Source organism: Pradoshia sp. Z6_59, assembly GCF_058267515.1.
Genome location: NZ_JBZCPP010000025.1, coordinates 16,678 through 40,237, shown reverse-complemented (window position 1 = coordinate 40,237; position 23,560 = coordinate 16,678). Strand labels below are relative to the sequence as shown.

The 23,560-nt window shown below is 36.5% G+C and carries 20 protein-coding genes and 1 pseudogene; 17 read left to right on the top strand and 4 right to left on the bottom strand.

Annotated features, from left to right (window positions below):
- The first annotated feature begins 31 nt into the window (after nt 1–31).
- From AC4D4B_RS17960 to AC4D4B_RS17950, 3 genes are all read left to right on the top strand, one after another.
- Nucleotides 32–1,222: an NRAMP family divalent metal transporter gene (locus AC4D4B_RS17960; RefSeq protein WP_491000678.1), complete on the top strand. Its 1,191-nt coding sequence runs from the start codon at nt 32–34 to the stop codon at nt 1,220–1,222.
- Nucleotides 1,223–1,975: 753 nt separating this feature from the next.
- A complete protein-coding gene (locus AC4D4B_RS17955) occupies nt 1,976–2,830 on the top strand; it encodes a malate synthase (RefSeq protein ID WP_490995699.1) in 855 nt (284 codons plus the stop codon).
- 530 nt (nt 2,831–3,360) lie between these two features.
- Nucleotides 3,361–4,641 (top strand): ADP-ribosylglycohydrolase family protein, encoded by a 1,281-nt coding sequence (locus AC4D4B_RS17950; RefSeq protein WP_491000677.1) that lies wholly within the window; start codon nt 3,361–3,363, stop codon nt 4,639–4,641.
- A gap of 113 nt (nt 4,642–4,754) precedes the next feature.
- Here the strand turns inward: AC4D4B_RS17950 and AC4D4B_RS17945 are convergent, their stop codons facing one another.
- Nucleotides 4,755–5,012: a hypothetical protein gene (locus AC4D4B_RS17945; protein WP_139891156.1), complete on the bottom strand. Its 258-nt coding sequence runs from the start codon at nt 5,010–5,012 to the stop codon at nt 4,755–4,757.
- Between the two features lie 361 nt (nt 5,013–5,373).
- Nucleotides 5,374–6,318 (bottom strand): ATP-grasp domain-containing protein, encoded by a 945-nt coding sequence (locus tag AC4D4B_RS17940; protein ID WP_491000676.1) that lies wholly within the window; start codon nt 6,316–6,318, stop codon nt 5,374–5,376.
- Between the two features lie 161 nt (nt 6,319–6,479).
- On the opposite strand from AC4D4B_RS17940, the gene coaA reads away from it, so the two are divergent.
- The 10 genes from coaA to AC4D4B_RS17890 all read left to right on the top strand — a co-directional run bounded on the left by coaA (nt 6,480) and on the right by AC4D4B_RS17890 (nt 17,140).
- A complete protein-coding gene (gene coaA, locus AC4D4B_RS17935; RefSeq protein WP_490995695.1) occupies nt 6,480–7,415 on the top strand; it encodes a type I pantothenate kinase in 936 nt (311 codons plus the stop codon).
- Nucleotides 7,416–7,445: 30 nt separating this feature from the next.
- Nucleotides 7,446–8,009, top strand: a complete 564-nt coding sequence (gene maa, locus AC4D4B_RS17930) for a maltose O-acetyltransferase (protein WP_491000675.1) — start codon at nt 7,446–7,448, stop codon at nt 8,007–8,009.
- Nucleotides 8,010–8,194: 185 nt separating this feature from the next.
- Nucleotides 8,195–8,944, top strand: a complete 750-nt coding sequence (gene pssA, locus AC4D4B_RS17925; protein WP_490995693.1) for a CDP-diacylglycerol--serine O-phosphatidyltransferase — start codon at nt 8,195–8,197, stop codon at nt 8,942–8,944.
- 414 nt (nt 8,945–9,358) lie between these two features.
- Nucleotides 9,359–11,095 (top strand): ABC transporter ATP-binding protein, encoded by a 1,737-nt coding sequence (locus tag AC4D4B_RS17920; RefSeq protein WP_490995692.1) that lies wholly within the window; start codon nt 9,359–9,361, stop codon nt 11,093–11,095.
- 35 nt (nt 11,096–11,130) lie between these two features.
- Complete coding sequence (locus AC4D4B_RS17915) at nt 11,131–12,906, top strand: ABC transporter ATP-binding protein (protein WP_491000692.1); 1,776 nt, start codon at nt 11,131–11,133, stop codon at nt 12,904–12,906.
- A gap of 323 nt (nt 12,907–13,229) precedes the next feature.
- Nucleotides 13,230–13,442, top strand: coding sequence for a DUF1659 domain-containing protein (locus AC4D4B_RS17910; protein WP_490995691.1), 213 nt, complete (start codon nt 13,230–13,232; stop codon nt 13,440–13,442).
- A gap of 42 nt (nt 13,443–13,484) precedes the next feature.
- Nucleotides 13,485–13,703 carry a DUF2922 domain-containing protein gene (locus AC4D4B_RS17905; protein WP_490995690.1) on the top strand — a complete coding sequence of 73 codons (219 nt, stop codon included), beginning with the start codon at nt 13,485–13,487 and terminating at the stop codon, nt 13,701–13,703.
- A gap of 73 nt (nt 13,704–13,776) precedes the next feature.
- A complete protein-coding gene (locus tag AC4D4B_RS17900; protein ID WP_491000674.1) occupies nt 13,777–13,926 on the top strand; it encodes a YvrJ family protein in 150 nt (49 codons plus the stop codon).
- A gap of 108 nt (nt 13,927–14,034) precedes the next feature.
- Complete coding sequence (locus tag AC4D4B_RS17895) at nt 14,035–14,721, top strand: hypothetical protein (RefSeq protein ID WP_491000673.1); 687 nt, start codon at nt 14,035–14,037, stop codon at nt 14,719–14,721.
- A gap of 349 nt (nt 14,722–15,070) precedes the next feature.
- The gene (locus AC4D4B_RS17890; protein WP_491000691.1) at nt 15,071–17,140 is read left to right on the top strand and encodes a catalase; all 2,070 of its coding nucleotides are present in this window, start codon (nt 15,071–15,073) and stop codon (nt 17,138–17,140) included.
- Between the two features lie 62 nt (nt 17,141–17,202).
- Here AC4D4B_RS17890 and AC4D4B_RS17885 read toward each other — a convergent pair whose 3' ends face one another.
- Nucleotides 17,203–18,576 carry an MATE family efflux transporter gene (locus tag AC4D4B_RS17885; RefSeq protein WP_491000672.1) on the bottom strand — a complete coding sequence of 458 codons (1,374 nt, stop codon included), beginning with the start codon at nt 18,574–18,576 and terminating at the stop codon, nt 17,203–17,205.
- Nucleotides 18,577–18,754: 178 nt separating this feature from the next.
- Here AC4D4B_RS17885 and fosB point away from each other — a divergent pair.
- The 4 genes and pseudogenes from fosB to AC4D4B_RS17865 all read left to right on the top strand — a co-directional run bounded on the left by fosB (nt 18,755) and on the right by AC4D4B_RS17865 (nt 22,889).
- Nucleotides 18,755–19,176 (top strand): annotated as a pseudogene (fosB, locus tag AC4D4B_RS17880) (metallothiol transferase FosB).
- Nucleotides 19,177–19,490: 314 nt separating this feature from the next.
- On the top strand, nt 19,491–20,450 hold the full coding sequence (locus AC4D4B_RS17875; RefSeq protein ID WP_491000690.1) for a DMT family transporter: 960 nt from the start codon (nt 19,491–19,493) through the stop codon (nt 20,448–20,450).
- A gap of 373 nt (nt 20,451–20,823) precedes the next feature.
- A complete protein-coding gene (locus AC4D4B_RS17870; RefSeq protein WP_490997274.1) occupies nt 20,824–21,537 on the top strand; it encodes a 6-phosphogluconolactonase in 714 nt (237 codons plus the stop codon).
- Nucleotides 21,538–21,926: 389 nt separating this feature from the next.
- Nucleotides 21,927–22,889 (top strand): S8 family peptidase, encoded by a 963-nt coding sequence (locus tag AC4D4B_RS17865; protein ID WP_490997273.1) that lies wholly within the window; start codon nt 21,927–21,929, stop codon nt 22,887–22,889.
- Between the two features lie 163 nt (nt 22,890–23,052).
- On the opposite strand, the gene AC4D4B_RS17860 is transcribed toward AC4D4B_RS17865, so the two are convergent.
- Nucleotides 23,053–23,343, bottom strand: coding sequence for a hypothetical protein (locus AC4D4B_RS17860; protein ID WP_491000671.1), 291 nt, complete (start codon nt 23,341–23,343; stop codon nt 23,053–23,055).
- Nucleotides 23,344–23,560 lie beyond the last annotated feature (217 nt).

Below are 23,560 nucleotides of genomic sequence, written 5' to 3'. Positions count from 1 at the left end.
CTAATGATTTAAAGCAGGATGGGGGAGTTGTATGAAAAAGAAAGAATCGCATTTGAGTATTTTAGTAGGGGCTGCCTTTTTAATGGCCACATCAGCGATCGGCCCAGGATTTTTAACACAAACGTCTGTATTTACTGAACAGCTATTGGCGAGTATGGGCTTTGTTATTTTGATATCCATTATTATAGATATTGGGGCACAGGTAAATATTTGGAGAATTATAGCTGTATCAGAAAAGAGGGCGCAGGATATAGCGAATGAATTACTACCGGGATTAGGTTATTTTTTAGCTGCTTTAATTGTATTAGGAGGATTAGCATTTAATATTGGGAATATTGCGGGGGCAGGACTCGGTATCAATGTAATCACTGGGGTCGATGCAAAATGGGGTGCGCTTTTAAGTGGATTAGTTGCTGTAGGAATATTCTTAGTTCGTGAAGCTGGTAAAGTAATGGATCGGTTTGTACAAATTATGGGCTTTATTATGATTTTTCTTACTGTTTATGTAATGTTCACAGCTAACCCTCCCTATGCTAAAGCTCTTGTACATACAGTGTGGCCTGATGAGATTAATCTGCTGGCGATTGTCACATTGGTTGGAGGAACGGTCGGTGGTTATATAACTTTTGCGGGCGGGCACAGATTAATTGATGCCGGGCTTACGGGAAAACATAATTTACCTCAAGTTACTAAGAGTGCGGTTAGTGCCATTGGCATTGCATCCATCATGCGAATATTTTTGTTTTTAGCAGTATTGGGAGTGGTTTCACAGGGTTTTGTTTTGGATGCCGGTAATCCGGCAGCCTCTGTCTTTAAGCAAGCAGCAGGGAATGTTGGATATAAAATGTTTGGGGTCATAATGTGGGCTGCTGCCATTACTTCTGTTATTGGTGCAGCATATACGTCTGTTTCCTTTATCAAAACCTTTAGTAGTTTTGTTGATCGTTATCAAAAATGGTTTGTCATAGCTTTTATCGTTATTTCAACGGCAGTGTTCGCGACAATTGGCCAGCCTGTACAGATTCTCGTGCTGGTGGGGGCATTAAATGGTTTGATTCTTCCTGTGGCTCTTGGTGTTATGCTAATAGCAGCCTATAAGAAGAAAATAGTAGGAGACTATAAACAGCCTTTATGGCTTACTGTTTTTGGTGTAGTTATCGTTATTGGTATGGCGATAATGGGAGGTTATTCACTCATTAATGGTTTGTCACAATTGTTTTAGTAAATAATCTTTGATTAATGAGTCTCAATATCATTTAATCCATTGAGAAGTTATAACATCTAGATTTTAATCAAAACCCTAATTTCGTTCATATAATCTTTGTGAAAATCAGGGTCTTTTTTATGTCCGCATATATGGTTCGTGGCACGGATTCATTCATCGGTTAATTTTCCAGGAAAGGAATCAACTTGTTGTATATCATATTCACCATGTTTATCACAGGTAATCCGTGGTGATTTAAGCGGATTTCCTTAGAGTTTTGCGCCTTTTTATGCACCTTAAATTTATGGTCATTATACGTAAGTGCGTGGAATAAAATTTCATTTTACATCAACACAAAATGTTTTGTCAATAATTAATTTGTAAAAATATCAAAAAAATGGTATAATAGTTTTACAGTTGTTTTTTATCGTATTTCAAATTCCGCTGGACTTTTCTTTACAGATAGAATTTGCATACGTTTTTTTTTATATACTTTTATAAAACGAAGGAAAATTCAGATGTTTTTAAGCTTTAAAGTAAGTTAGTTGAATAAAATTTTCAATAAACTATTTATCCTGTTCAAACTGGTGCTAAGACTCCGCCTTCAAACGTAAGCAGAAGCAATCACGGTTAAGGCGGAGGCGGAGATAAGCGTCGGTAAGAACCCGATTGGTTCAACGAATGCTCGGGAGGGGATGAAAGAAAACCTTCACCGAGCAAAGTTTCACTTTATTAGTAAACGAGTTTTTATATACAAGGAGGACTTTAATAATGAATCTAATCAATAAGAAAGTTACACACAAACGTTTTGGAACGGGTAGTATAGTTGGGCATAATGAGTCTAAAATTGAAATAAATTTCGAATCGGAAAATAAAATGTTTGTTTACCCTGATGTTTTTGGAGAGCATCTAAAACTACATGATAAAAGTGATGCTAAGTCACTCGAAGAAATTATACAAAAAAAGGAAGACGAACTAAAAGAGGAAGAATGGAAAAAGGAAGAAGAAAAAAAACTACAACGAAAAAAACAGGAACTTCGCGTAGAACACGAAAAACTTATGAAGCATCATAAGCTACATCCTGAATCACAAATGGTTTTTTGGTGTGACACAGAAGAACAGAATAGTTCTCTTTCAGAGTGGAAGGTTTTTTCGGGTGTAATAAAAAGCGGTAAAAACAAAGGAAATCCGAACAAGCCAGTCCGTTTACATCAAAATAGCGCTGTCCTGTTAACTGCAGTCGATCCCAATATGTCTGAAAAAGACAGACGTATCTTAGGTGTCTATATGGTGCATGAAAATTTTGTCGGAAAGATGTGTGAAGATGGAATTATTCCTGCTCATTCAAAATACAGAATCCAACTTACAGAAGAGGAATCAGATCAGTTGGCTTTCTGGGAATATTATGTGAATGAGAAAAATCCAGAAAAAATGACATGGAATACAGGTAAATACCGTTATTTCGATAATTTATGGATGGCTCAAATTTTACTTGCTATCATTTCGTTGAAAAGTGACCCGAATGAACGAGAACTTGCGCAGCAATTCTTTAATCATTTTTGTAAAATGAATCAGATCATGGAACAAGATATACCAAAGCCTAATGGCGCTATAATGCGTACTTAGACGCTAGTCTAAAGATTAGTTGAAGACGAATAAAAAATAGCGAGCATATGTCATTAAAACCAACAGGATCATGTGTACACACATATAGTATACTCTAGGTTGAGTGAATGACACAGATTGAAACAGTTTTAATTCGAATGAAAGTACCCTAATCTCTGAGCGGAGATTAGGGTTTTTTATATGCCGTGTGAAAAAGTAAAATTAAAAATCTGATTTTTGATTTATAGGTATATGAACCACGTGATGTTATATTAAAATAATGGTGGAGACGTATATATAATTAATTTTATACTGTGAGTGGTTACTGAAGTGTAGATATATTTAAAAATTTGAATAGCTCTTTTGCGAACTATATTTGTTTTCGTGAACAATGAAACCTCAGTAAGAGAAGCTGGAACATTAGAAATTTGATTTTTTATTACCAAGGTAATGCTAATGACTTAAAGGTTGTTACAGTTGTCTGTCTAAATTTCCTTTCGTTTTTTAAGCCTTGAAATAGTGAGTTGAGTAATGAGAGAGAGGGATTATTTATGATTGGTGCGATTATAGGTGATGTTGTTGGATCTCGTTTTGAATTTAATAATCATCGTAGCAAGGAATTTGAGTTGTTTACCGAAGAGTGCCGAGTAACGGACGACAGCATTATGACTCTTGCGATTGCTAAGGCTTTTATGGAGACAGAAGGGTCTATTCACTCTTCTATCACTGCAAGGGATTATGACGGTGAGTACGAGACACTGCTTGAGAGTATGTCGATTATATATATGCAAGAATTGGGGCGTAAATATCCGAATTGTGGGTTTGGTGGGATGTTTGCGAAATGGGTCTTCAGTGATAATCCCGAACCTTATAACAGTTTTGGAAACGGGGCAGCGATGCGAATAAGTCCTGTAGGTTTTTTAGCAAGAACCGAGAATGAAGCAAAGGATTTATCTAATATTGTTACTAGGACAACCCATAATCATGAAGAGGGAATAAAGGGCGCTGAGGCTACCGCTGTAGCCATATTTATGGCAAGACGGGGATTTACCAAAAGTGAAATTAAAAATAGGATTAGTAGTAATTACTATCAGTTAGATTTCTCGATTGATGAAATCAGAGAAACATACGTGTTTAATGTGATATGCCAGGAGACTGTTCCGCAGGCAATTGTTGCTTTTTTAGAATCAACCTCCTTTGAAGATGCGATTCGTAATGCCATTTCGATTGGTGGAGACAGTGATACTTTGGCAGCCATCACCGGCGCTATAGCAGAAGCGTATTACGGAGTACCTGAAACCCTGAAGGAAAAGGCATTAACCTATTTGGATGATGAACTGCTGTCTATTTACGATAACTGGTGTCATTTTAATAAGAATGAAAATCTCCCTGGTAAGTTCAAAGTACTAACAAAATATATACCTAAAATTTGTGATGCGGACTCCTTTGGTGAATGGTTTAAAGATTGTGAGAATGATGAATCAAGAGGGCAACCAATTCAAATGCCATTTGTCAGGTATAAAAAGCTTATAAATTTATTTGTTAAGGAATTCTATCACTTTTCCGAATCCCATCCGGAATACGATTTGACCAGTTACAGTGATATTTTGGAGAAGAATGGTCTTAAATGGAATCAGGAAGCAATGCGTGATGCGGATGAAGCTTCTCTAGATGCCCAATGTATCCTTGCGCTTATTATGGGTGCCATTCGAGCGGAGCGATTCAGCGAGGGGGCTCTGCTAAGCTTTGAGGATGGATGCATGGTGAAGTGGCTAAACAGGTTGAAAACGATTGATGAGAATAATTCTATTGGCAGTAAGGGAATTTGTTAATTTGGTGAGTGTTCGGAAAGAAGAATGTTAAGTATCAATATTCTTTAATTAATGAAGGATTACATCCAGAGTATTATAAATAATTATCTGGGCGTAATCCTCACGTATATGTATCAATACATAACAATCGCATACTTTTTTTCTTCTTCCTCTTCATCAAAGATAAAGGCAAAGTTAAGTGTCACATCCACTCCATCCTCTGTTAACCAATTAAAAGGAAAAGTGGCAGGCTGAGCACTGGTTGTTAATCCATGCTTTAAAATTACCTTTCTTTCGAATGTACTGAATGCTTCTTCAAGTCCGTGCTCCTGAAAATCGTATTCTGTTATTAAATAATTTTTTAATAAGGGCCAGCTGTAAAATTCAATCATGATTTAGTCTCCTTCTCAGCGCATTATCAAATTATTATAAGGGGTGTTCTAGGAATTAACAAATTCCATGGACCTGTACTAGGTAATCTCTATGGAATGATTAGCCTTTCTCTAAAGATCCAGTAAATGAAATAAAAATAAATCTTCAATTTTCAGCTTTAAACCTCCGTGTTACTTAAAACCTACTCATTATAAAATCATAGCGCATCTGGTCTCTATAGCTGCATAACTAAGAAATTAGTGATGGGTATTGATAAGGATATAGTCAAGCAGCCATAAAGAAACTGCCCCTCTAAATGCAAGAATTAGGAGGGGCAGTTTCTTTATAGTGTATAAAGGATTTACCTATATTTGTGATAGGTTAAGACCTATTTACTTTATTTAATTCAGATCCCAAAAATTTTGCGAGCTCCAGCATTCCGTATAGGCCGGCCTCAGCTTCGGCATCGGAATTATAGTTTGTATTTGTATTGATATCATATGTGTAAATCGTTCCATCCTGATCACGGATAAACTCAATTCCGGCAATGTCAATACTTGATGAGGTAAGGAATTCTTCGTATTTTGAAATAATAGGATCATTAAAATCCTTAATAATTTTAAATTGTGGCGATATTTCCTCTTGTTCTCCAACTGGGCAGAATAAATCATCTATTTGGCAGGCATCGGCAGGACATAATTCAAAACCTTTTGATGTATCAACACGAACAGCATAGAGAAATTTTCCTCCAATAAATTCACAGCGTGTTATTGAAGAATCAGGGGAGAGGATATATTGCTGTATAAGTGTGATCCCATCTACCGGCTCTTCAAAAAGAGGGCTGTTTACGTACTCCTCCAGGGCCTCTATAGATTGAAACAGCTGCACGCCAAGACCTTTTCCAGCCCTGTTATGTTTAGTGATAAAAGGAGTCATTCCAAGCCTTTTAGCGGCAGTTATGATATTCTCCCGACCGACAGCAGCAATCGTGGCAGGAGTTTTGATATCCGCAGCCTGAAGAGCAGTGTATTGATTAATTTTGCTGATTTCCATTCCTAAAGCTTTTGAGCCATTAAATACTTTTAGGTTATGACGTTCGAGCCAGTTGATTACTCCGCTAGCAAGTTCAGGTGCATAACGGTGGCCGCGTGTATGGGAAGACGCACTCATACGGTTGTAAAAAATACCTTCTGGCGGAGTATCTGTCAAATCGACTAAGCCTTCAGCTAAATGCCAGTTTTTATATGGAAGGTTTAATTCTTCCAATCTATTAATTAAATGATTGGTCCAGTCATCATTTTCATGAATGATATGTATGTTTGTCATTAGGAAAATCTCCCTCTAGTTTTCGTCAATTTATGTAAATCATACCATTTAACTTGGAATTGGGTCAAATGTTGAAATTTAGGAAAAATAATTGTTGCAGTGGAAAAACCGTTTGGCAAAGTTTATACTGTTGATTGAGAAAGAGATAAAAGGGAGATACCATGCCAAATTTTTCGCCATACAGATATTTTTCAAAAAAAGACTGGGCTAACTTGCGATTTAATACGCCAATGACATTGACTCAAACGGAAATAGAAGAACTACAGGGTGTTAATGAAAAACTTTCTGTTGAGGAAATTACGACGATTTATTTGCCGTTAACCCGTTTATTAAATTTATATGTGAACTCATCACAAATGCTGCACACGGTCACGGACACTTTCTTTGGGAATACCACAAGAAAAGTGCCATATGTAATCGGTGTAGCAGGAAGTGTAGCTGTAGGGAAAAGTACAACAGCCCGTATTATTCAGGCTCTTTTATCCCGATGGCCAAATACTCCACAGGTAGAAATTATTACAACCGATGGATTCCTCTATCCTAATGCTGTGCTGGAGGAACGAGGAATAATGGACAAAAAGGGCTTTCCTGAGAGTTATAATACGAAGGAATTAATCAAGGTTTTATCTAGAATTAAAGCTGGCCATCCAAAAGTGAAGGCACCTATATATTCGCATCTATATTATGATATAATGCCTAACCAATATACCGTCATCCAACAACCGGATATCGTCATCGTGGAAGGAATTAATGTTCTGCAAACTCCTAAACAGGATGATCATTTTCCAAGTGTTTACGTATCAGACTTCTTCGACATCTCCATCTATGTCGATGCCACTGAAAATAATATTTATAATTGGTATGTTGAACGTTTTAAAACGCTTCGTAAAACCGCTTTCGCCAATCCGGAGTCTTATTTCCATCGTTATGCCGATTTGACGGATGAAGAAGCAGACGAAATTGCAACAAATATTTGGAATACCATTAATAAAATCAACTTGGATTTAAATATTGCTCCAACTAAAACGAGAGCGAACATTATTCTTAAGAAGGACTCAGATCATTCTATTTCTTCGGTGAAATTGAGGAAGATTTAAAAGGAAGTTTTCATAGGGGGCGGTTGAACGATGGCAACTGAGAAACAGAAAATGATTAATGGAGAATTATATAGGCCACTAGATGATGAACTTGTCAATGACCGTCTCCGTGCCAGGAAGCTTACGAGACTATATAATCAGACGATGGAAACTGATTATGCAGAACGGACCGCTTTATTAAAAAAGTTACTTGGTTCAACCGCAAAAAATTACTATATTGAACCGACTTTTCGGTGCGATTATGGGTACAATATTCATGTTGGTGAAAACTTTTATGCTAATTTTGATTGTGTTATCTTAGATACATGCGAAGTTCGAATTGGTCAAAATTGTATGCTTGCACCTGGTGTTCATATTTATACTGCCACACACCCGCTCAACCCAGATGAACGAAATTCAGGAAAAGAATATGGAAAGCCGGTCACAATCGGTGACAATGTCTGGATTGGCGGCCGAGCGGTTATTAATCCAGGGGTGACAATTGGAAACAATGTAGTAGTAGCCTCAGGAGCTATTGTAACGAAAGGTATTCCTGATAATGTAGTTGTTGGCGGTAATCCAGCCCGCATTATAAAACGAATCGATAAAGAATAAGATTTTATTCCATATACATAGTGATGTTATTCCATTGATAAATGAACTTATTGTTAAAATGAGATTATTTTGATTACATTATATGGATACTTTTGATAAAATTTAATTAATAGTTTAAGATATAATAGCCCTTATAATAACAATTAACTTCAAATGAAGTACGAACAAAATTGAGGATGTGAAGAATGAAGAAACATATACCAAATCTATTGACCTTAGGAAACCTTTACTGTGGTTATCTATCCATTTCTTATATTATCAGCGGGGATGTGCGAAATGCGACTATTCTCATTTTTATTGCATTGATGCTTGATGCGCTGGATGGGAGAATGGCAAGAATTTTAAGGGTAGCCGATGATATGGGAAAACAGCTTGATTCGTTGGCTGATATTGTATCATTTGGGGTCGCACCTGCCTTTTTGGCATCTTATACATATTTATACGATTTTGAACAATATGGTCTTTTGATTGCCGGTTTGTTCCCGCTTTTTGGATGTTATCGACTAGCAAGATTTAATATTACACCTACTGAGGAATCATTAAAGCATTTTAAAGGAATCCCAATTACATTTGCAGGGGGACTTGTTGCCTTTTTAGTACTATTTGAAAACTGGATCCATGTCAGCATATTTGTCATTATATTCTTTAGTTTGGCAATCTTGATGGTCAGTACCATTAAAATCCCAAGCTTCAAAAAGGTAAAATTAAATTATTATACGGTCATTATAACTTTATTCCTATTATATATGTTTTATCTTATTGCAAAGTCAGGATTTAAAAGTGTTCCTGAATTTTTCTATGTTGCCATTGCTATTTATATTATCTTTATCGTTGCCCGATACATTAAAGGTAAGACACCTAAGTTCCGCCTTAAAAAAATGAGAACGATCCGGGTCAGAAAAAAGAAAATTAATAAAGGAATGAAAAAGAAATAATGACCTATTGAGTCTACTGCGCCTTTATTCCTTTTTGGTTTCTATGACAGGGAAAGTGAAAAGGCATTCAGGTATTCCACAACTAAGAGAACTCATATGTTTAAGAGTACATGTGGATTGATTCAAACGTTTTATGGTTCTCTGAGTTTTTTCACACCCCAAATGTTGGATTTCGATCTGACTTTTGGGGTGTTTATTTATGGTTAATTTTAAAAGAAATAGCTAGCCAAAAGAAAATCCTATTCAACAATCTGAAAGAAAAATTTAAACTTTAGGTTGAGTAGAGCGTGTAATGGTGAGATATAAAAGCCTGAAAATGAATAGGTCTGGAAAAAATCCTGTAACTATTTCTATCTATTAGCTTAAATAAATGAAACCGATTGTTTGACAGCATAAGCGAAGGTGGGTATTTTTATGAATTCATTTTTAGCATTGATCAAATATTTAAAGTCATACAAGTTAATTGTATTGCTTGGACCCTTATGTATGATTGTGGAAGTAACTATGGACTTGATTCAGCCGACAATCATGCAAAATATTATTGATAAAGGGATTGCTTCGAGTGATAGTCGTTATGTAGTAACAATGAGTGTACTTATGCTGTTCTCTGCAATTGTAGGGCTGTTTGGTGGGATGGGCAGTACGATATTCAGTACGCGCTCAGCGATTCATTTTTCAACTGACCTCCGCAGAGATGTTTTCGAAAAAATTGGTTACTTTTCTGGAGAAAATGCGGATAAATTCGGTGCTGGAAAACTGATTACCATTATGACGAATGATATAACAGCCGTACAGCAGGCTGTCATGATGACCTTACGTATATTTGTCCGTGGCCCCATTATGTTCATTGGCAGTATTATTATTGTATTTTTCACTGCCAGAGAACTTTTTCCAATTCTTCTGGCAGTTGTACCTTTGTTAACAATATTAATCGTTTTATTTACATGGAAGGCTGGTCATCTTTTTCAATTGGTACAGAAGTCAATTGATCGTGTCAATACGAAATTACAGGAAAACCTTGCCGGAATCCGGGTAATTAAAGCGTTCGGCACACAGAACCATGAAATGAAACAATTTCAGATTGTTAATAAGAAATTAACAGCGGTCAATATCCGTGCGGACCAAGTCATTATGGGTTTAATGCCTATACTATTGTTTATCGTTAACATGGGAATAGTTGCGGCTATTTGGATGGGTGCGATTAAGGTTGATAACGGAAGCTTGAATGTGGGAGTTATTGTCGCATTTATTAACTATTTAACTATCATTTTGAACTCCCTTATGACAAGCAGTAATGTTCTCATGCAAATCACTAGAGCCTTTCCATCTGCTGGGCGAATTGTTGATGTATTGAATACAGAGCAAGACATTAAACAATCTGAACAACCTCTTGTTCCTGTACCGGATAAAGGTACTTTGGAATTCAAAAATGTGAGCTTTAGTTACAGCAAAAATGGGGAGAGAGTTCTTTCTAATGTTTCTTTTAGTGTACCGAGTAGACAAACACTTGGAATCATTGGAGCAACAGGTAGCGGAAAGACAACACTGGTCAAATTATTGCCGAGACTTTATGACGTGGATGAAGGACAAATCCTATTAAACGGAATAGATATCAAAGAGATGGATATACAGGAATTACGACAGTCCATCGGATTTGTACCGCAGAAAGCATTGTTGTTCTCTGGTTCAATTAGTCAGAATTTAACTCAGGGTAATGAAAATGCAACAAAGGACGACATGACAGAAGCTCTTCAAAATGCTGAAGCCCTACAATTTGTAGAACAGTTAGACCCGGATTATGCTTATGAACTCACTCAGGGGGCAACTAACCTGTCAGGTGGCCAAAGACAAAGAATATCCATTGCTCGGGCTTTTATCCGGAAGCCATCCATTATTATATTGGATGATTCTACCTCAGCGGTGGATGCGATATCGGAAAGCCGTATCCGAAAAGTATTGATGAATAAATATCCGGATTCAACTAAAATTATTATTTCATCAAAGCTTTCATCATTAAAACATGCGGATCAAATTTTGGTTCTTGAGGATGGTAAAGTAACTGGAATTGGCAGTCATAATGACCTTTACCAAAAAAATGAACTCTATCGTGAATTATGCTCTATACAGAGTGGGCAGGGGGTGAGCCATTAATGAGCCAGCAAACACAAGCGCAAAAACAAGTGAATATGAGACCGGGTCACAGACATTCATTTGGGCCTAAAAGCAAGGCAAAACATCAAAAGGAAACGGTTCTAAGAATATGGTCGTATCTTAAAAGGCGAAAATTAACTCTGCTAGCGTCCATCATATGCGTGCTATTTTCGACTGTATTCAGTTTACTTGGTCCTTATTATATTGGAATCACAATTGATGAATATGTACTTGTTAAAGATGTAGATGGTTCTATTCGAATGACGTTCTTATTAGCCGTTATCTATATAGCAGGTGCGATTCTTACCTGGCTCCAGCAAAACTTGATGATACATATTTCATTAAAAACGATTCGGACAATTAGAGAAGAATTATTTTCAACTCTGCATACATTAAGCCTCCGATTTTTTGATAAACGCTCATCCGGTGATTTAATGAGCCGGGTAACCAACGATATTGATAATTTAAATAATGCATTAAGCCAAAGTGTAGTTCAGATTTTTTCTTCCTTACTGACAATCATTGGTGTCTCAATCGCCATGTTTGCATTAAATTGGGTGTTGGCAATTGTCTCATTTCTGGTGATACCCCTTATGATTTTTACATCTAAAAAGATTATCCAAGTGAGCAGCCGAAATTATGCTAAGAGGCAGCAGGATTTAGGTAATCTGAATGGGTATGTAGAAGAAGTGATAAGCGGCAAAGAGGTCATCACCCTTTTTGGCCGAGAGCAGGTGACCATCAAGGAATTTAAAAAAATAAATGAAGATCTGCGTGAATCAGCTATACAGGCTGATACATATGGTGGGTTTCTCGGCCCTGTTAATAACTTTATTAATAATCTCGGCCTGAGCTTAATTATAGGTACCGGGGCCATTATGTCAGTGCATGAGCTGACAACAATAGGCGTAATCGCTGCTTTTGTTACGTATTCAAGGTTATTTTTCAGACCGATCAATCAGTTGTCCAATTTGATGAATACGATTCAATCCGCTATAGCAGGAGCAGAGCGTGTATTTGAAATTATGGATGAAGTACCTGATCTAACGAATAAAAAGGGGGCAATACCAGCAACTTCTATAAAAGGGAATGTCCGATTTAAAGGTGTTCGATTTGGCTATGAGAAAGAGAAGGAAATAATAAAAGGTATTTCTTTAGAAGCTAAAAGCGGACAAACCATAGCATTGGTAGGTAAAACTGGATCAGGAAAAACGACAATTATTAATCTGCTATCAAGATTCTATGATCGATTGAGCGGTGAAATATGGATAGATGACAGATTGATAGAGGATTATTTAGTTGAAGATTTAAGAAAAAGGATAGGGACTGTTCTTCAGGAAACGTATTTATTTTCTGGAACAATAATGGAGAATATCCGTTATGGCAAACTGGATGCCTCTGATGAGGAGGTCGTTCGAGCTGCCAAGATTGCCGCTGCACACCAGTTTATTAAACATTTGCCAAATCAATATAATACAGTCATCACATCGGGTGGCATCAACTTAAGCCAGGGTCAGAGGCAATTAATCTCGATTGCCCGAGCTGTTTTAGCAGATTCAGATATTTTAATATTAGATGAAGCCACTTCAAGTATTGATACACGCACAGAAATAGCCATTCAAAATGGAATGAAGAACTTGACTAAGGGGCGTACAACCTTTGTAATTGCTCACCGCTTAAAGACAATCGAGAATGCTGATTGTATATATGTGATCGATGAAGGGGTGATTGTGGAACATGGAACCCACGAAGAGCTTATTCAAAATAAAGGGTATTATTACAGACTTTATGAAAGTCAATTTACGACTTAAGTTCACTATATCGTATCCCTTTTTAGAAGAAGAGCAATGGATTATTTTCCTTTGCTCTTTTTTGTTCAAATTGGAGCCAAAGATTCTCACCTAAAACGGATGAGAAGTGATAACGGTTAGTGGGAGTTAAGCGCCAATTTTTACAACTGATTTTAAATACCCCTACCTAGAAAAGCATCACTTTATGTATGCTATCTTGCCTTCGGTCTTACACTACATTAGACAAAAAGACTATCTATTGAAGAAATGAGAAATAATATTTTTATAGATGCTCCTTTTTAGCTTCTTTATTTATATATAAGAGATGAAAAGGAGGTGAGAACATGGAAAATCAATTTTTAGAGTTAACAAAGCTGCAAATTGAATTTGTTGTTGGGGTCGATGCACAAGGTGAACCAATCACCCAAAAAAGAACACTATCCAATATTAATAATGGGGCGGATGGTGAAGCATTAAAAAAATGTGCGAATGCTATTATCTCACTTCAAGTCCATGATGTAGCAGGAGTAAGGCGCTTGGATACTTGGCAAATCTAGTATCGGTAGAAGGGAATATTGGATAGAAAGGAGGGACTACAGATGGAAAATGTTCTTGAACTATATTTTCTGACAGAAGAAGGTAAAACTGCGAAACTATCAATTGATAATCCGAAAATGCCAGTTGATCAAGAAGCAGTTAGACAGGCAATGGATACCATTATTGAATCAAAAGTATTCTTAACAAAAACAGGCTTTTACGCTAGTAAAGAAGAAGCACAGTTAGTTGAAACAGCAAAAACTGAATATTCATTTGTATAATTGATGAACAGATGGCTAATCCAAATAAGCTGGATTAGCCATTTTTAAGGATTGAGCGAGGAGGTGGCATTCCATGAACGATTTAATTCCGTTAATTAAAGATGTGGGTTTTCCTGTTGTGGTGACCGTTTATCTTTTATACCGTATTGAAGGAAAGCTGGAGATGCTGAATAATTCCATACAATCATTGCCTTTAATGCTTAGTGAACTGATCAAAAAATAATTCTAAGGCTTGCCATCAGTAAGAATGGCAAGCTTTTTTAATTGGAATGTAAATGGAAAATTATGTATAATTTACATTAAAACTCTTTTTTTGAAAGGGTTGGTAAAGATGACTAATGACTCGTTCGATGAGAGCAAACGAGGAAACCAATATATCTTACCGATAGGGTTTCAAAGAGAATTAATAAATATGCAATCCTTTATTCAGGCGGTATCATCGCCATTTTACAATGGTCCGATTGGACCGATGAAAATAGAGGGACCAACGGGACCAACCGGAGCAACAGGGATTCAAGGAGAGATTGGACCAACCGGACCGACGGGTGGGACCGGAGCTACTGGTACCGCTGGGACAGCATTAGGCTATGGATCTTTATATCGACCCAACGGGACAATTACCCTCACACCAGGGGCAATAGTGGATTTTAACCAAAGCGGTCCCAGTTTATTAACTATTCTCAACACGGCTAATGATACTATCACAGTAACGGTTGCCGGAGTATATATAATTACTTATAGCATTAGTGTCAATTTAGAATTGGGCGCATTAATTTCTAACGAGCTAGCATCTATTTCGGTCTTTATTAATGGGTCTGAGGAAAACCTAAGTATAGGGACCAGCGGGATGTCTGGGACACTAACTATAGGTCTGACAATGCGATTTAATATATCAAAAACGATACAAAGAACTTTATCGGCAAATGATGTTATCACATTGCGAATACGAAGTGCCAGTGTAGTAAGTGCAAGTGATACGTATGAATTTCCGGCTTTATCGGTTACGAGAATAGGATAATATATAGTGAAAATAAGAGGAATGCATGAGGAAGAAGCATGCATTCCTCTTATTTGTTTTGGTTAATTAATTCGTATGTTGGCGAATTATAAGCTATTATTCCATAACCATCCCATTCAACAACCAGAATGTTCTATGGCTTCGGCTGTCTCAGTTTAGATTTATGCCAGCAATATGACTTTTAATTTCCACACAAATAAAACTGCTTTAATAATTGTCTCTAAATAATTTATTAAGGTTTAAAAATAATGAATCAGTGGTACTTTTTGAGAAAGAATGGAAAATGTGTATTTTTACATAGGTATACATATATTTGAAACCATTAGAACAAAGAGATGGGGTAGAGATAATGGCTGATAACCATATTCAAAACGAAAAAGACAAGCAATTGGATGATTTCAGAGTAGATAATAGCGAAAAAAAATTAACAACCAATCATGGTGTACGAGTTTCTGAGGATGAACATTCTTTAAAAGCGGGTGACCGTGGACCGACTCTCATGGAGGATTTTCATTTTCGGGAAAAAATGACCCATTTTGACCATGAGAGAATTCCAGAGCGAATCGTCCATGCTCGTGGTTTTGGTGCACATGGATATTTTCAGGTGTATGAACCAATGACGAAGCTGACCAAAGCAAGTTTTTTGCAGGATCCATCTAAAAAAACACCAGTATTTGTACGATTTTCCACTGTGGCAGGCTCCAGGGGATCTGCTGATTCTGTAAGGGATGCCCGTGGATTTGCAACCAAATTTTATACGGATGAAGGTAATTTTGATCTCGTAGGAAATAATATTCCTGTATTTTTCATTCAGGATGCAATTAAGTTTCCAGATTTAGTTCATTCCTTTAAGCCTGAGCCACACAACGAGATGCCTCAAGCAGCAACAGCCCACGATACTTTTTATGATTTTGTTGTAAATAATACCGAATCTGCACATATGGTTCTTTGGACAAACTCTGACAGGGGTATACCTCGAAGCTATCGGATGATGGAAGGGTTTGGTGTTCATACATTTAGACTTGTAAATGAACAAGGAGAAGCCCATTTTGTTAAATTCCATTGGAAACCAGTCCTTGGGGTCCATTCTCTTGTTTGGGATGAAGCGCAAAAAATCGCAGGTAAAGATCCCGATTTTCACCGCCGAGATTTATATGAAGCGATTGAAATGGGGAATTATCCAGAATATGAGTTTGGTATTCAGGTAATTAAGGAAGAAGATGAATTTAAGTTTGATTTCGATATATTGGATCCAACTAAAGTTTGGCCTGAAGAACTGATACCTGTACAAAAAATAGGTAAAATGACGCTTAATAAAAATGTAGATAATGTATTTGCGGAAACGGAACAGGCAGCTTTCCATATTGGTCATATCGTACCGGGAATTGATTTTACCAATGATCCATTATTACAGGGGCGTCTGTTCTCTTATACGGATACACAGCTGCTAAGACTGGGGGGACCTAACTTTCAACAAATTCCGATTAACCGCCCGATTTCACCCGTGCACAATCACCAACGTGACGGATATCATCAAATGCGTATCGATAAAGGACAGGTTAGCTACAATAAAAATGGGTTAGCCCATAATTCTCCATCACCGGCATCTCCTGAAGAAGGCGGTTTCGAGCATTATCAGGAAAAGGTAGATGGATCTAAAGTTCGTAAGAGAAGTGAAAGTTTTAAGGATCATTACAGCCAAGCTAAGTTATTTTGGAACAGTATGTCTTCAGTAGAAAAACAACATATCATCGATGCATTCCGCTTTGAGCTTGGTAAATGTCTAAGTAAGGATATCCAACAACAAGTTGTTAATATGTACGCGAATGTGGATCATTATTTGGCTGAACAAATTGCGATTGGGTTAGGTCTTGAGGTACCATCAAATACAGAAGTTAAAGAATCAAAAGTAACTGATTCATCACCTGCACTCAGTCAACTGAATACAACCATGGGTGCCGCGACAAGAAAGGTTGCTGTACTTGTCCATAATGGATTTGATGGGATTGATTTAAAACAGGTGTTGGTAGCCTTTGAGGAAGCCGGTTTAACAGCGGAAATTGTTTCTGAGAACCAAGGAAAAATAACCAGTGCTAATGGAGCTGAGTTAAAGGTAGATCAGACGTTTTTGACAGCAGATTCAGTTTTATATGATGCTATCTATCTTGCTTCAGGCCAACATAGTGTAGATGCTCTAAAAACGATCAACAAAGTGAATGAGTTTATAATGGATGCATTTAATCACTTTAAAGCAATAGGTGCCCCAAAAGAAGCTGCAGATTTGGTTGCTCCTTTTATCCGGACATCTAATGGAGCTGCCGGTATTATTACCTCGGCTGCTGACGAATCAATTAATAAGTCAGTTGAGCAGTTTATTGAAGCGGTTGCTAAGCATCGCCACTGGGATCGAATTCAATAAGAAGACTCAAATATTGAAAAAGCCTCTAATCCACAACAATGGATTTAGAGGCTTTTTGTCAGTTAAGATATATGAATAGGATTTTGTTTTTTTGTTTGATGAGCAAATTTTTTCTCCCATGGACGGCTGAGCCAGCGTTTGACTGCAAAGATTGCACGGAACCATTCGTCGATTCCCTGAGCAATCCAAATTCCGAGTAAACCAAGCCCGAATGTAATGCCAAACAAATAGCCGAAGCCTACAGTGAATATCCACATGGATAATATACCAATTATGACCGGGAAACGAACATCACCCGCTGATTTCAATGAGCTCATTAAAACAATGTTGACAGCTCTGCCAGGTTCAACAAAGGCAATTCCCCAGAGGACAGGCAAAGCAATCGCTAAGATGGCCGCATCAGAGGTAAATAACTCAATCAATGTATTTCCCATTAATGCAAGTGTCAGTGACACAGCTGTAGAGGCAAATACAGCAATTTTAACGGTTTTCAATCCTCTTTTTAAAGCCTGATCAAAGTGACCGCCCCCTATATATCTTGCAACCAACAGCTGTGTTCCCTCGCCAATCGCAACGCTGAATAAATAACAGAGCATTGTAATATTCGTTAAATAAACGCGTGCAACTAACGAGGCATCACCAAGGGTGGCTACGAAGGCAGTTACCAACAGCTGTGAAAAATGATAGGATAAATTTTCACCGGCAGAGGGAATACCTATTTGAAACAGATTTTTCATGTCTTCAATGTTAATATGAAATAAATCAATTAATCGGAATCGTAATGCAAGCTCTTTGGCGACGATCATTAATAAAGCGACCACTGCAAAAATTCGAGCAATAACCATTGTCCATGAAACACCAGTTACACCGGTTATCGGAAGATTGAATACTCCATAAATACTAATGACATAACCTATTGTACTGATAATATTCATGAAGAGTGAAACATACATAGGTTCCTTTGTTCTCCCGTGGCTCCTGAGAATAGCGCTAAGGACAAGTGAAATTGACTCCAGAAATAAAGAAAATCCTACAATTCTTATGAATAGAAGGGCATAGTCATAAACCTCTCCGCTAATGTCAAATAAACCTAATAAACTCGGCCCGAAAATAACGACAATAAGAGATATGAGAATACCAAACCATACATTTATGCTAAACGCAGATCTTGATAATTGTCTTGCTTTATCAAGACGCTGTGCTCCGATCCTCTGTCCAATTAAGATCATTGCACCAATAGAAGAAACATTAAAAACTAAGATAAAAATACTCATTAATTGGTTGGCGACACCTACACCTGCGGCAGCTAGGTCAGAATAATGTCCAAGCATCAATGTAGCCAGTAACCCCATTGCTATATGTAAGCTAAGCTCTATAAATAATGGCCATGATATAGAAAATAGCGATTGATTTTTTAAATCTTCTGTATTTACCAATCCATCTGACTCCTTTAGTTTAAATTAAACACCTAATAAATCATTCTATAATACTTTACCATTATATGTATAGAAGAGAGTATGAAAACATGAGTTTAATATTTTGGAAGTATCTTTTATCCGGGGAATTTGATCTGTTTTCAAGTATAATGAAGCAAAAACAAAGGGTGAATAAAGGATGAATATAAAAGGAATTAATCATTTGTTATTTTCTGTATCCAATCTGGAAAATTCCATTTTATTTTATGAACAAGTGTTTGAAGCAAAATTACTTGTTAAAGGAAAAACAACCGCATATTTTAATTTAAATGGTTTATGGTTAGCGTTGAATGAAGAAACAACCATACCTCGGAGGGACATAGAACATTCATATACCCACATAGCTTTTTCCGTAGAAAAAGCAGATTTCGATGAATGTATAAATCAATTAAAAAAGTTAAACGTAAATATTCTTCCGGGAAGAAGAAGAGATCTAAAAGATAAGCAATCTGTTTATTTTACTGATCCTGATGGACATAAATTTGAGTTTCATACCGGGAATTTAGAAGATCGCTTTCTTATTATAAAGAATTGAAAACGCATATGGAGTTTTTTAGTTGAGGGAAAAGGGCTTAAAGTAATCATTATTCATTATGTATACAGTTTGGATACCGGTGATAATAGATACAGGCTGTATTCGATAAAAGCTGACTGATTAATGTGAAATTCCAACTTATTTTTCGTTCTGTATATTACACATTGAATAAATAAACATTTTAGGAAAGGAATAATTTGCTTTTTATTATAAAGTGGTTAATAACTCCACAAACATTTAACAAACACATCTTTCCCTTTGATATACCTTTTATAATAGATGAATTAAGAGGAAGAGATAGTAATTTTGAAAAGAATTCCAATATAGGGATTTGATGTGGGTGCAATTTATATTGTTAGGCATATTGGCATCTTTTTTCTTTGCGGTGACATTTATACTAAACAGGTCAATGGAGCTTTCGGGAGGTAGCTGGCTTTGGAGTGCGTCATTACGCTATATTTATATGATTCCATTTTTAATGGCAATTGTTTATTTCCGAAAGAATTTATGGCAATTGTTTGTCATTATGCGAGAAAACTTAAAGGAATGGTTTTTTTGGAGTTTCATTGGTTTTGGTATGTTCTATCTGCCTTTATGTTTTGCGGCAGCGTATTCTCCAGGATGGCTTATAGCGGGAACCTGGCAAATTACTATAGTGGCAGGAACTTTATTGACTCCATTATTTTTTGAATCTGCAAAGGGGATTTATTCAAAAAAAGGTATCATACCTAAAAAGCAATTGTTTTTCTCATGCATTATTTTACTGGGGATTCTATTGATACAGATGGAAAATATGAATCGGTTAACAATAAATGATTTCTTATTCGGTTTTATTCCAATCCTGATTGCAGCATTTGCCTATCCATTAGGAAACCGTAAAATGATGGAAATTACAAAAGGTCGGTTGGATGCATATCAACGAGTACTTGGAATGACCTTGGCTAGCTTACCTCTTTGGATTATCATCTCCATTCTGGCGCTGTCTACAGTTGGATCGCCAAGCCCTATGCAAAACATTCAAACATTAATAGTTGCTATTTCTTCAGGAGTCATTGCCACCGTTCTATTTTTTAAAGCAACTGATCTCGTTAATGGTGATATGAAAAAGATGGCAGCGGTAGAGGCAACTCAATCCATGGAAATTTTGTTTGCTTTAGCAGGTGAAATGTTATTCTTATCTATTTTATTTCCTTCCACCTCGGCTATGATTGGAATATTTATTGTCATATTTGGAATGGTCTTGCATAGTTTAAGTTCTTCTGAGAAAAAAGAGAATACGATTAATGCAAAAGATATGTAAAAAGGTAGAAATATATCAATAGTAATCCACTTGTAATGTTAATTCTGCTGAAATTGACATTTTTTCTTTTTTTAATTCCTAGTAAGACTTTCTTCTGATTAATTTAACAAAAATTTCAGACATTTTTCTTGCCTAGGAGGATAGAAGCATTGTATTATTGGAAAGATAGTTTGATAAACCAACAATTCTTTATAACTTCTAACTTCAATACAGTATATTACCTCCTCGGTTTTTCACATAATGTTTACTTACTCCGCGTCTATACTTTCACTTGAATTTCACAAATTGAATTAGTTAATGAATGACCGAATAGATATACATCTTTTAGATAATGAATTAATTGTTTAAACATTGGAAGGAGTATTGTGAGAAAATGAATTATACAATTTTTAAAGATTATGAAGAGATGTCTACATCTGCGGCTGAAATAATCATACAAGAAATCAGTGAAAAACCGAACCTTTTTATAGGTCTCCCAGCCGAAAATAGTCTTAGGCGAATATTGGAGATATTAGCAAATCAATATTCATTGGGGAAGGTTGATTTTTCAGAGTGCCGCTTTGCAGTTATGTATGAATGGATGGGCAGAAGCACTTATGATGAAGGCAGCTGCAATCAATTCCTTTATAAAGAATTTTTTTCTAAAGTTAATGTCAAAGCTTCACAATTGGTTTTTTTTAACGGGAAATCTGAGATACCTCATAAGGAATGTAAGAGAATTGATAATGATATCATTAAAAATGGGGGATTAGATTTAGTCCTATTAGGAATTGGTGGAGATTGCAAGATTGGGTTTATTAGTGCCAGTAGCTCTTTTTCTTGTTATTCACATGTTCGCCGTATAGGAGATAAGGCCTATTATAATCAGTTTAATTCACAGGACCTGCCTGCAGCTTACTTGGTAGGATATAAGCATATAATGGGAGCCCGGGAAGTTATTGTGTTGGCGAATGGTTTGCATAAAGCACAAATAATCAGGAAAACACTAAAGGACAATTTACACTTACATACTCAAAAGAAATCTTTACACCAAAATACAACTTTCTTATTAGATCAGGAAGCTGGTAGCTTATTAAGGATTTATTAAAAAAGGTATATGGTATGCAATTCAATATTCAATAAAATAATCTATCTAGCTTTAAACTTTATTTTCTGAATATTCATTATACTGTTTATTGGTTTTTGCAATTAGGGAAAAGGTGAGATAACCGGATTATATAATAGTGATATAAATAGGATTTGTCTTTCATATTTGAATATCAGAAATTGTTCATTAGTTTTAAACTAAAGGTAGATCATAACGTTACTTGTCAAAATATAAAGATTGATTAGTAGTAACCATGAATTTTGAATAATTATGTAAAAAAACAGATTTAAAATCAGTTCGAATGTATCTATAATAATTTTGTATATATTGTTAAAATATGGGTAACAACTGGTACCGGCTTCAAATTAATCTCAAGTGGAGGAGATAAGATGAAGAGAGAAGTGCAAGTTATACCATATCATATTGATCAACAGCTTGATTCGGTCAATGAGGTGCCAAAGGGAATTGAAATGATTGAAGCCCCTGAAATCTGGAATGTTACGATGGGTGAGGGTGTAACCATTGCAGTGTTGGATACTGGTTGTGATGTGAGCCATCCTGATTTGGCTAAGCAAATTATTGGCGGCCGGAATTTTACTGCAGACGATGATAGTGACCCTGATAAATTCCAGGATTATAACGGGCATGGTACACATGTGGCGGGAACAATTGCAGCCACGCAAGATAAAAGTGGGGTAGTTGGGGTAGCTCCAGCTGCCAAGCTGCTTATTCTGAAAGTATTGGATAAGGATGGCTCCGGTGAATATGACTGGATTATTAACGGGATTCTTTATGCGATCGAGCAAAAAGCAGATATTATTTCTATGTCTCTAGGGGGAACAGAAGATGTACCTGAGCTGCATGAAGCAATTAAGAAGGCAGTTATGAATAATATTGCAGTTATTTGTGCCGCAGGCAATGATGGAGATGGTAAAGAAGAGACGGAAGAGCTTTGCTATCCGGCAGTTTACAACGAAGTCATCAGTGTTGGCGCGATTGATCTCGAACACCGGTCATCCCGATTTTCTAATTCCAATAAAGAAATCGATTTGGTAGCACCTGGTGAGAAAATTCTATCCACTTATTTGAACGGAAAATATGCGACTTTAAGTGGAACTTCTATGGCTACGCCTCATGTGGCAGGAGCAATGGCTCTTATTAAGGTTATGACCAATAACAGCTTTGAACGTAACTTAAGTGAGCCTGAAATATACGCACAATTAATTAAGAGAACAATACCGCTTGGGAACTCACCTAAATTAGAGGGAAATGGCTTGCTGTATTTGACAGCCCCTGACTATTTAACAGAGCTGGTTAATAAACTGTCTTTAAATGATGTTATAAATATGTAGAGGGTTGGCAGTGCAAAATAGACTTATGATGCGATTGAGAAGAATTTGAAAAGCTTCAATATAACAGTGATAATGAGATTGGCCGCTTAACCATAAAAAGGACTGCCACACTGAATAGCTAGCTCAGTATGGCAGTCCTTTCGTTTATGTAGGGAATGGATATTTAATGATGACGATTGATATGGTTTGTGGTGAAAGTGCGCCAGCCTCTGTGAGTCAATGCACCAATAAAGGAAATGAAGAGAAGAGCGCCAGTCCATATTTCAAATTGTTCAGGAACATAGTTGAAAACGAAAAATGCTAGGTTCTCAACTTTAAGGCTAAAGGATAAAATGAATACAAACAAGCCGATCATCAACAGTTCTTTAAATAAATTAATAAGTGTAATGCTGTTCTGATCCCAGCGAATAAGAAAGAGAGCAATTGCTAAGGCGCCAAATAAATTCCAATCCAATGTCTCCACTCCTTTATTAGTTATTCTTTTAATAGTTGAAAAATGATTGGTGGACAGCAGGATAAAGGGCTTCATCAACGAATGCGATTCATTTAGGGTATATCGTCAAAATGGATAATTTTGTATTCATTATAAAGGTAGACAAACTTCAGTGGCAATATATATTTTAAGGCAGGAATACGGTTTTAGATGTAGAAATGTTAATGAAGAGGGAATT

Coding starts and splice junctions, on each gene's coding strand:
- AC4D4B_RS17945 (WP_139891156.1), bottom strand. CDS start 5,012: ATGATTGAATTTTACAGCTGGCCCTTATTAAAAAATTATTTAATAACA.
- AC4D4B_RS17890 (WP_491000691.1), top strand. CDS start 15,071: ATGGCTGATAACCATATTCAAAACGAAAAAGACAAGCAATTGGATGAT.
- AC4D4B_RS17960 (WP_491000678.1), top strand. CDS start 32: ATGAAAAAGAAAGAATCGCATTTGAGTATTTTAGTAGGGGCTGCCTTT.
- AC4D4B_RS17895 (WP_491000673.1), top strand. CDS start 14,035: ATGACTAATGACTCGTTCGATGAGAGCAAACGAGGAAACCAATATATC.
- AC4D4B_RS17900 (WP_491000674.1), top strand. CDS start 13,777: ATGAACGATTTAATTCCGTTAATTAAAGATGTGGGTTTTCCTGTTGTG.
- AC4D4B_RS17950 (WP_491000677.1), top strand. CDS start 3,361: ATGATTGGTGCGATTATAGGTGATGTTGTTGGATCTCGTTTTGAATTT.
- coaA (WP_490995695.1), top strand. CDS start 6,480: ATGCCAAATTTTTCGCCATACAGATATTTTTCAAAAAAAGACTGGGCT.
- AC4D4B_RS17955 (WP_490995699.1), top strand. CDS start 1,976: ATGAATCTAATCAATAAGAAAGTTACACACAAACGTTTTGGAACGGGT.
- maa (WP_491000675.1), top strand. CDS start 7,446: ATGGCAACTGAGAAACAGAAAATGATTAATGGAGAATTATATAGGCCA.
- AC4D4B_RS17870 (WP_490997274.1), top strand. CDS start 20,824: ATGAATTATACAATTTTTAAAGATTATGAAGAGATGTCTACATCTGCG.
- pssA (WP_490995693.1), top strand. CDS start 8,195: ATGAAGAAACATATACCAAATCTATTGACCTTAGGAAACCTTTACTGT.
- AC4D4B_RS17920 (WP_490995692.1), top strand. CDS start 9,359: ATGAATTCATTTTTAGCATTGATCAAATATTTAAAGTCATACAAGTTA.
- AC4D4B_RS17940 (WP_491000676.1), bottom strand. CDS start 6,318: ATGACAAACATACATATCATTCATGAAAATGATGACTGGACCAATCAT.
- AC4D4B_RS17915 (WP_491000692.1), top strand. CDS start 11,131: ATGAGACCGGGTCACAGACATTCATTTGGGCCTAAAAGCAAGGCAAAA.
- AC4D4B_RS17910 (WP_490995691.1), top strand. CDS start 13,230: ATGGAAAATCAATTTTTAGAGTTAACAAAGCTGCAAATTGAATTTGTT.
- AC4D4B_RS17865 (WP_490997273.1), top strand. CDS start 21,927: ATGAAGAGAGAAGTGCAAGTTATACCATATCATATTGATCAACAGCTT.
- AC4D4B_RS17905 (WP_490995690.1), top strand. CDS start 13,485: ATGGAAAATGTTCTTGAACTATATTTTCTGACAGAAGAAGGTAAAACT.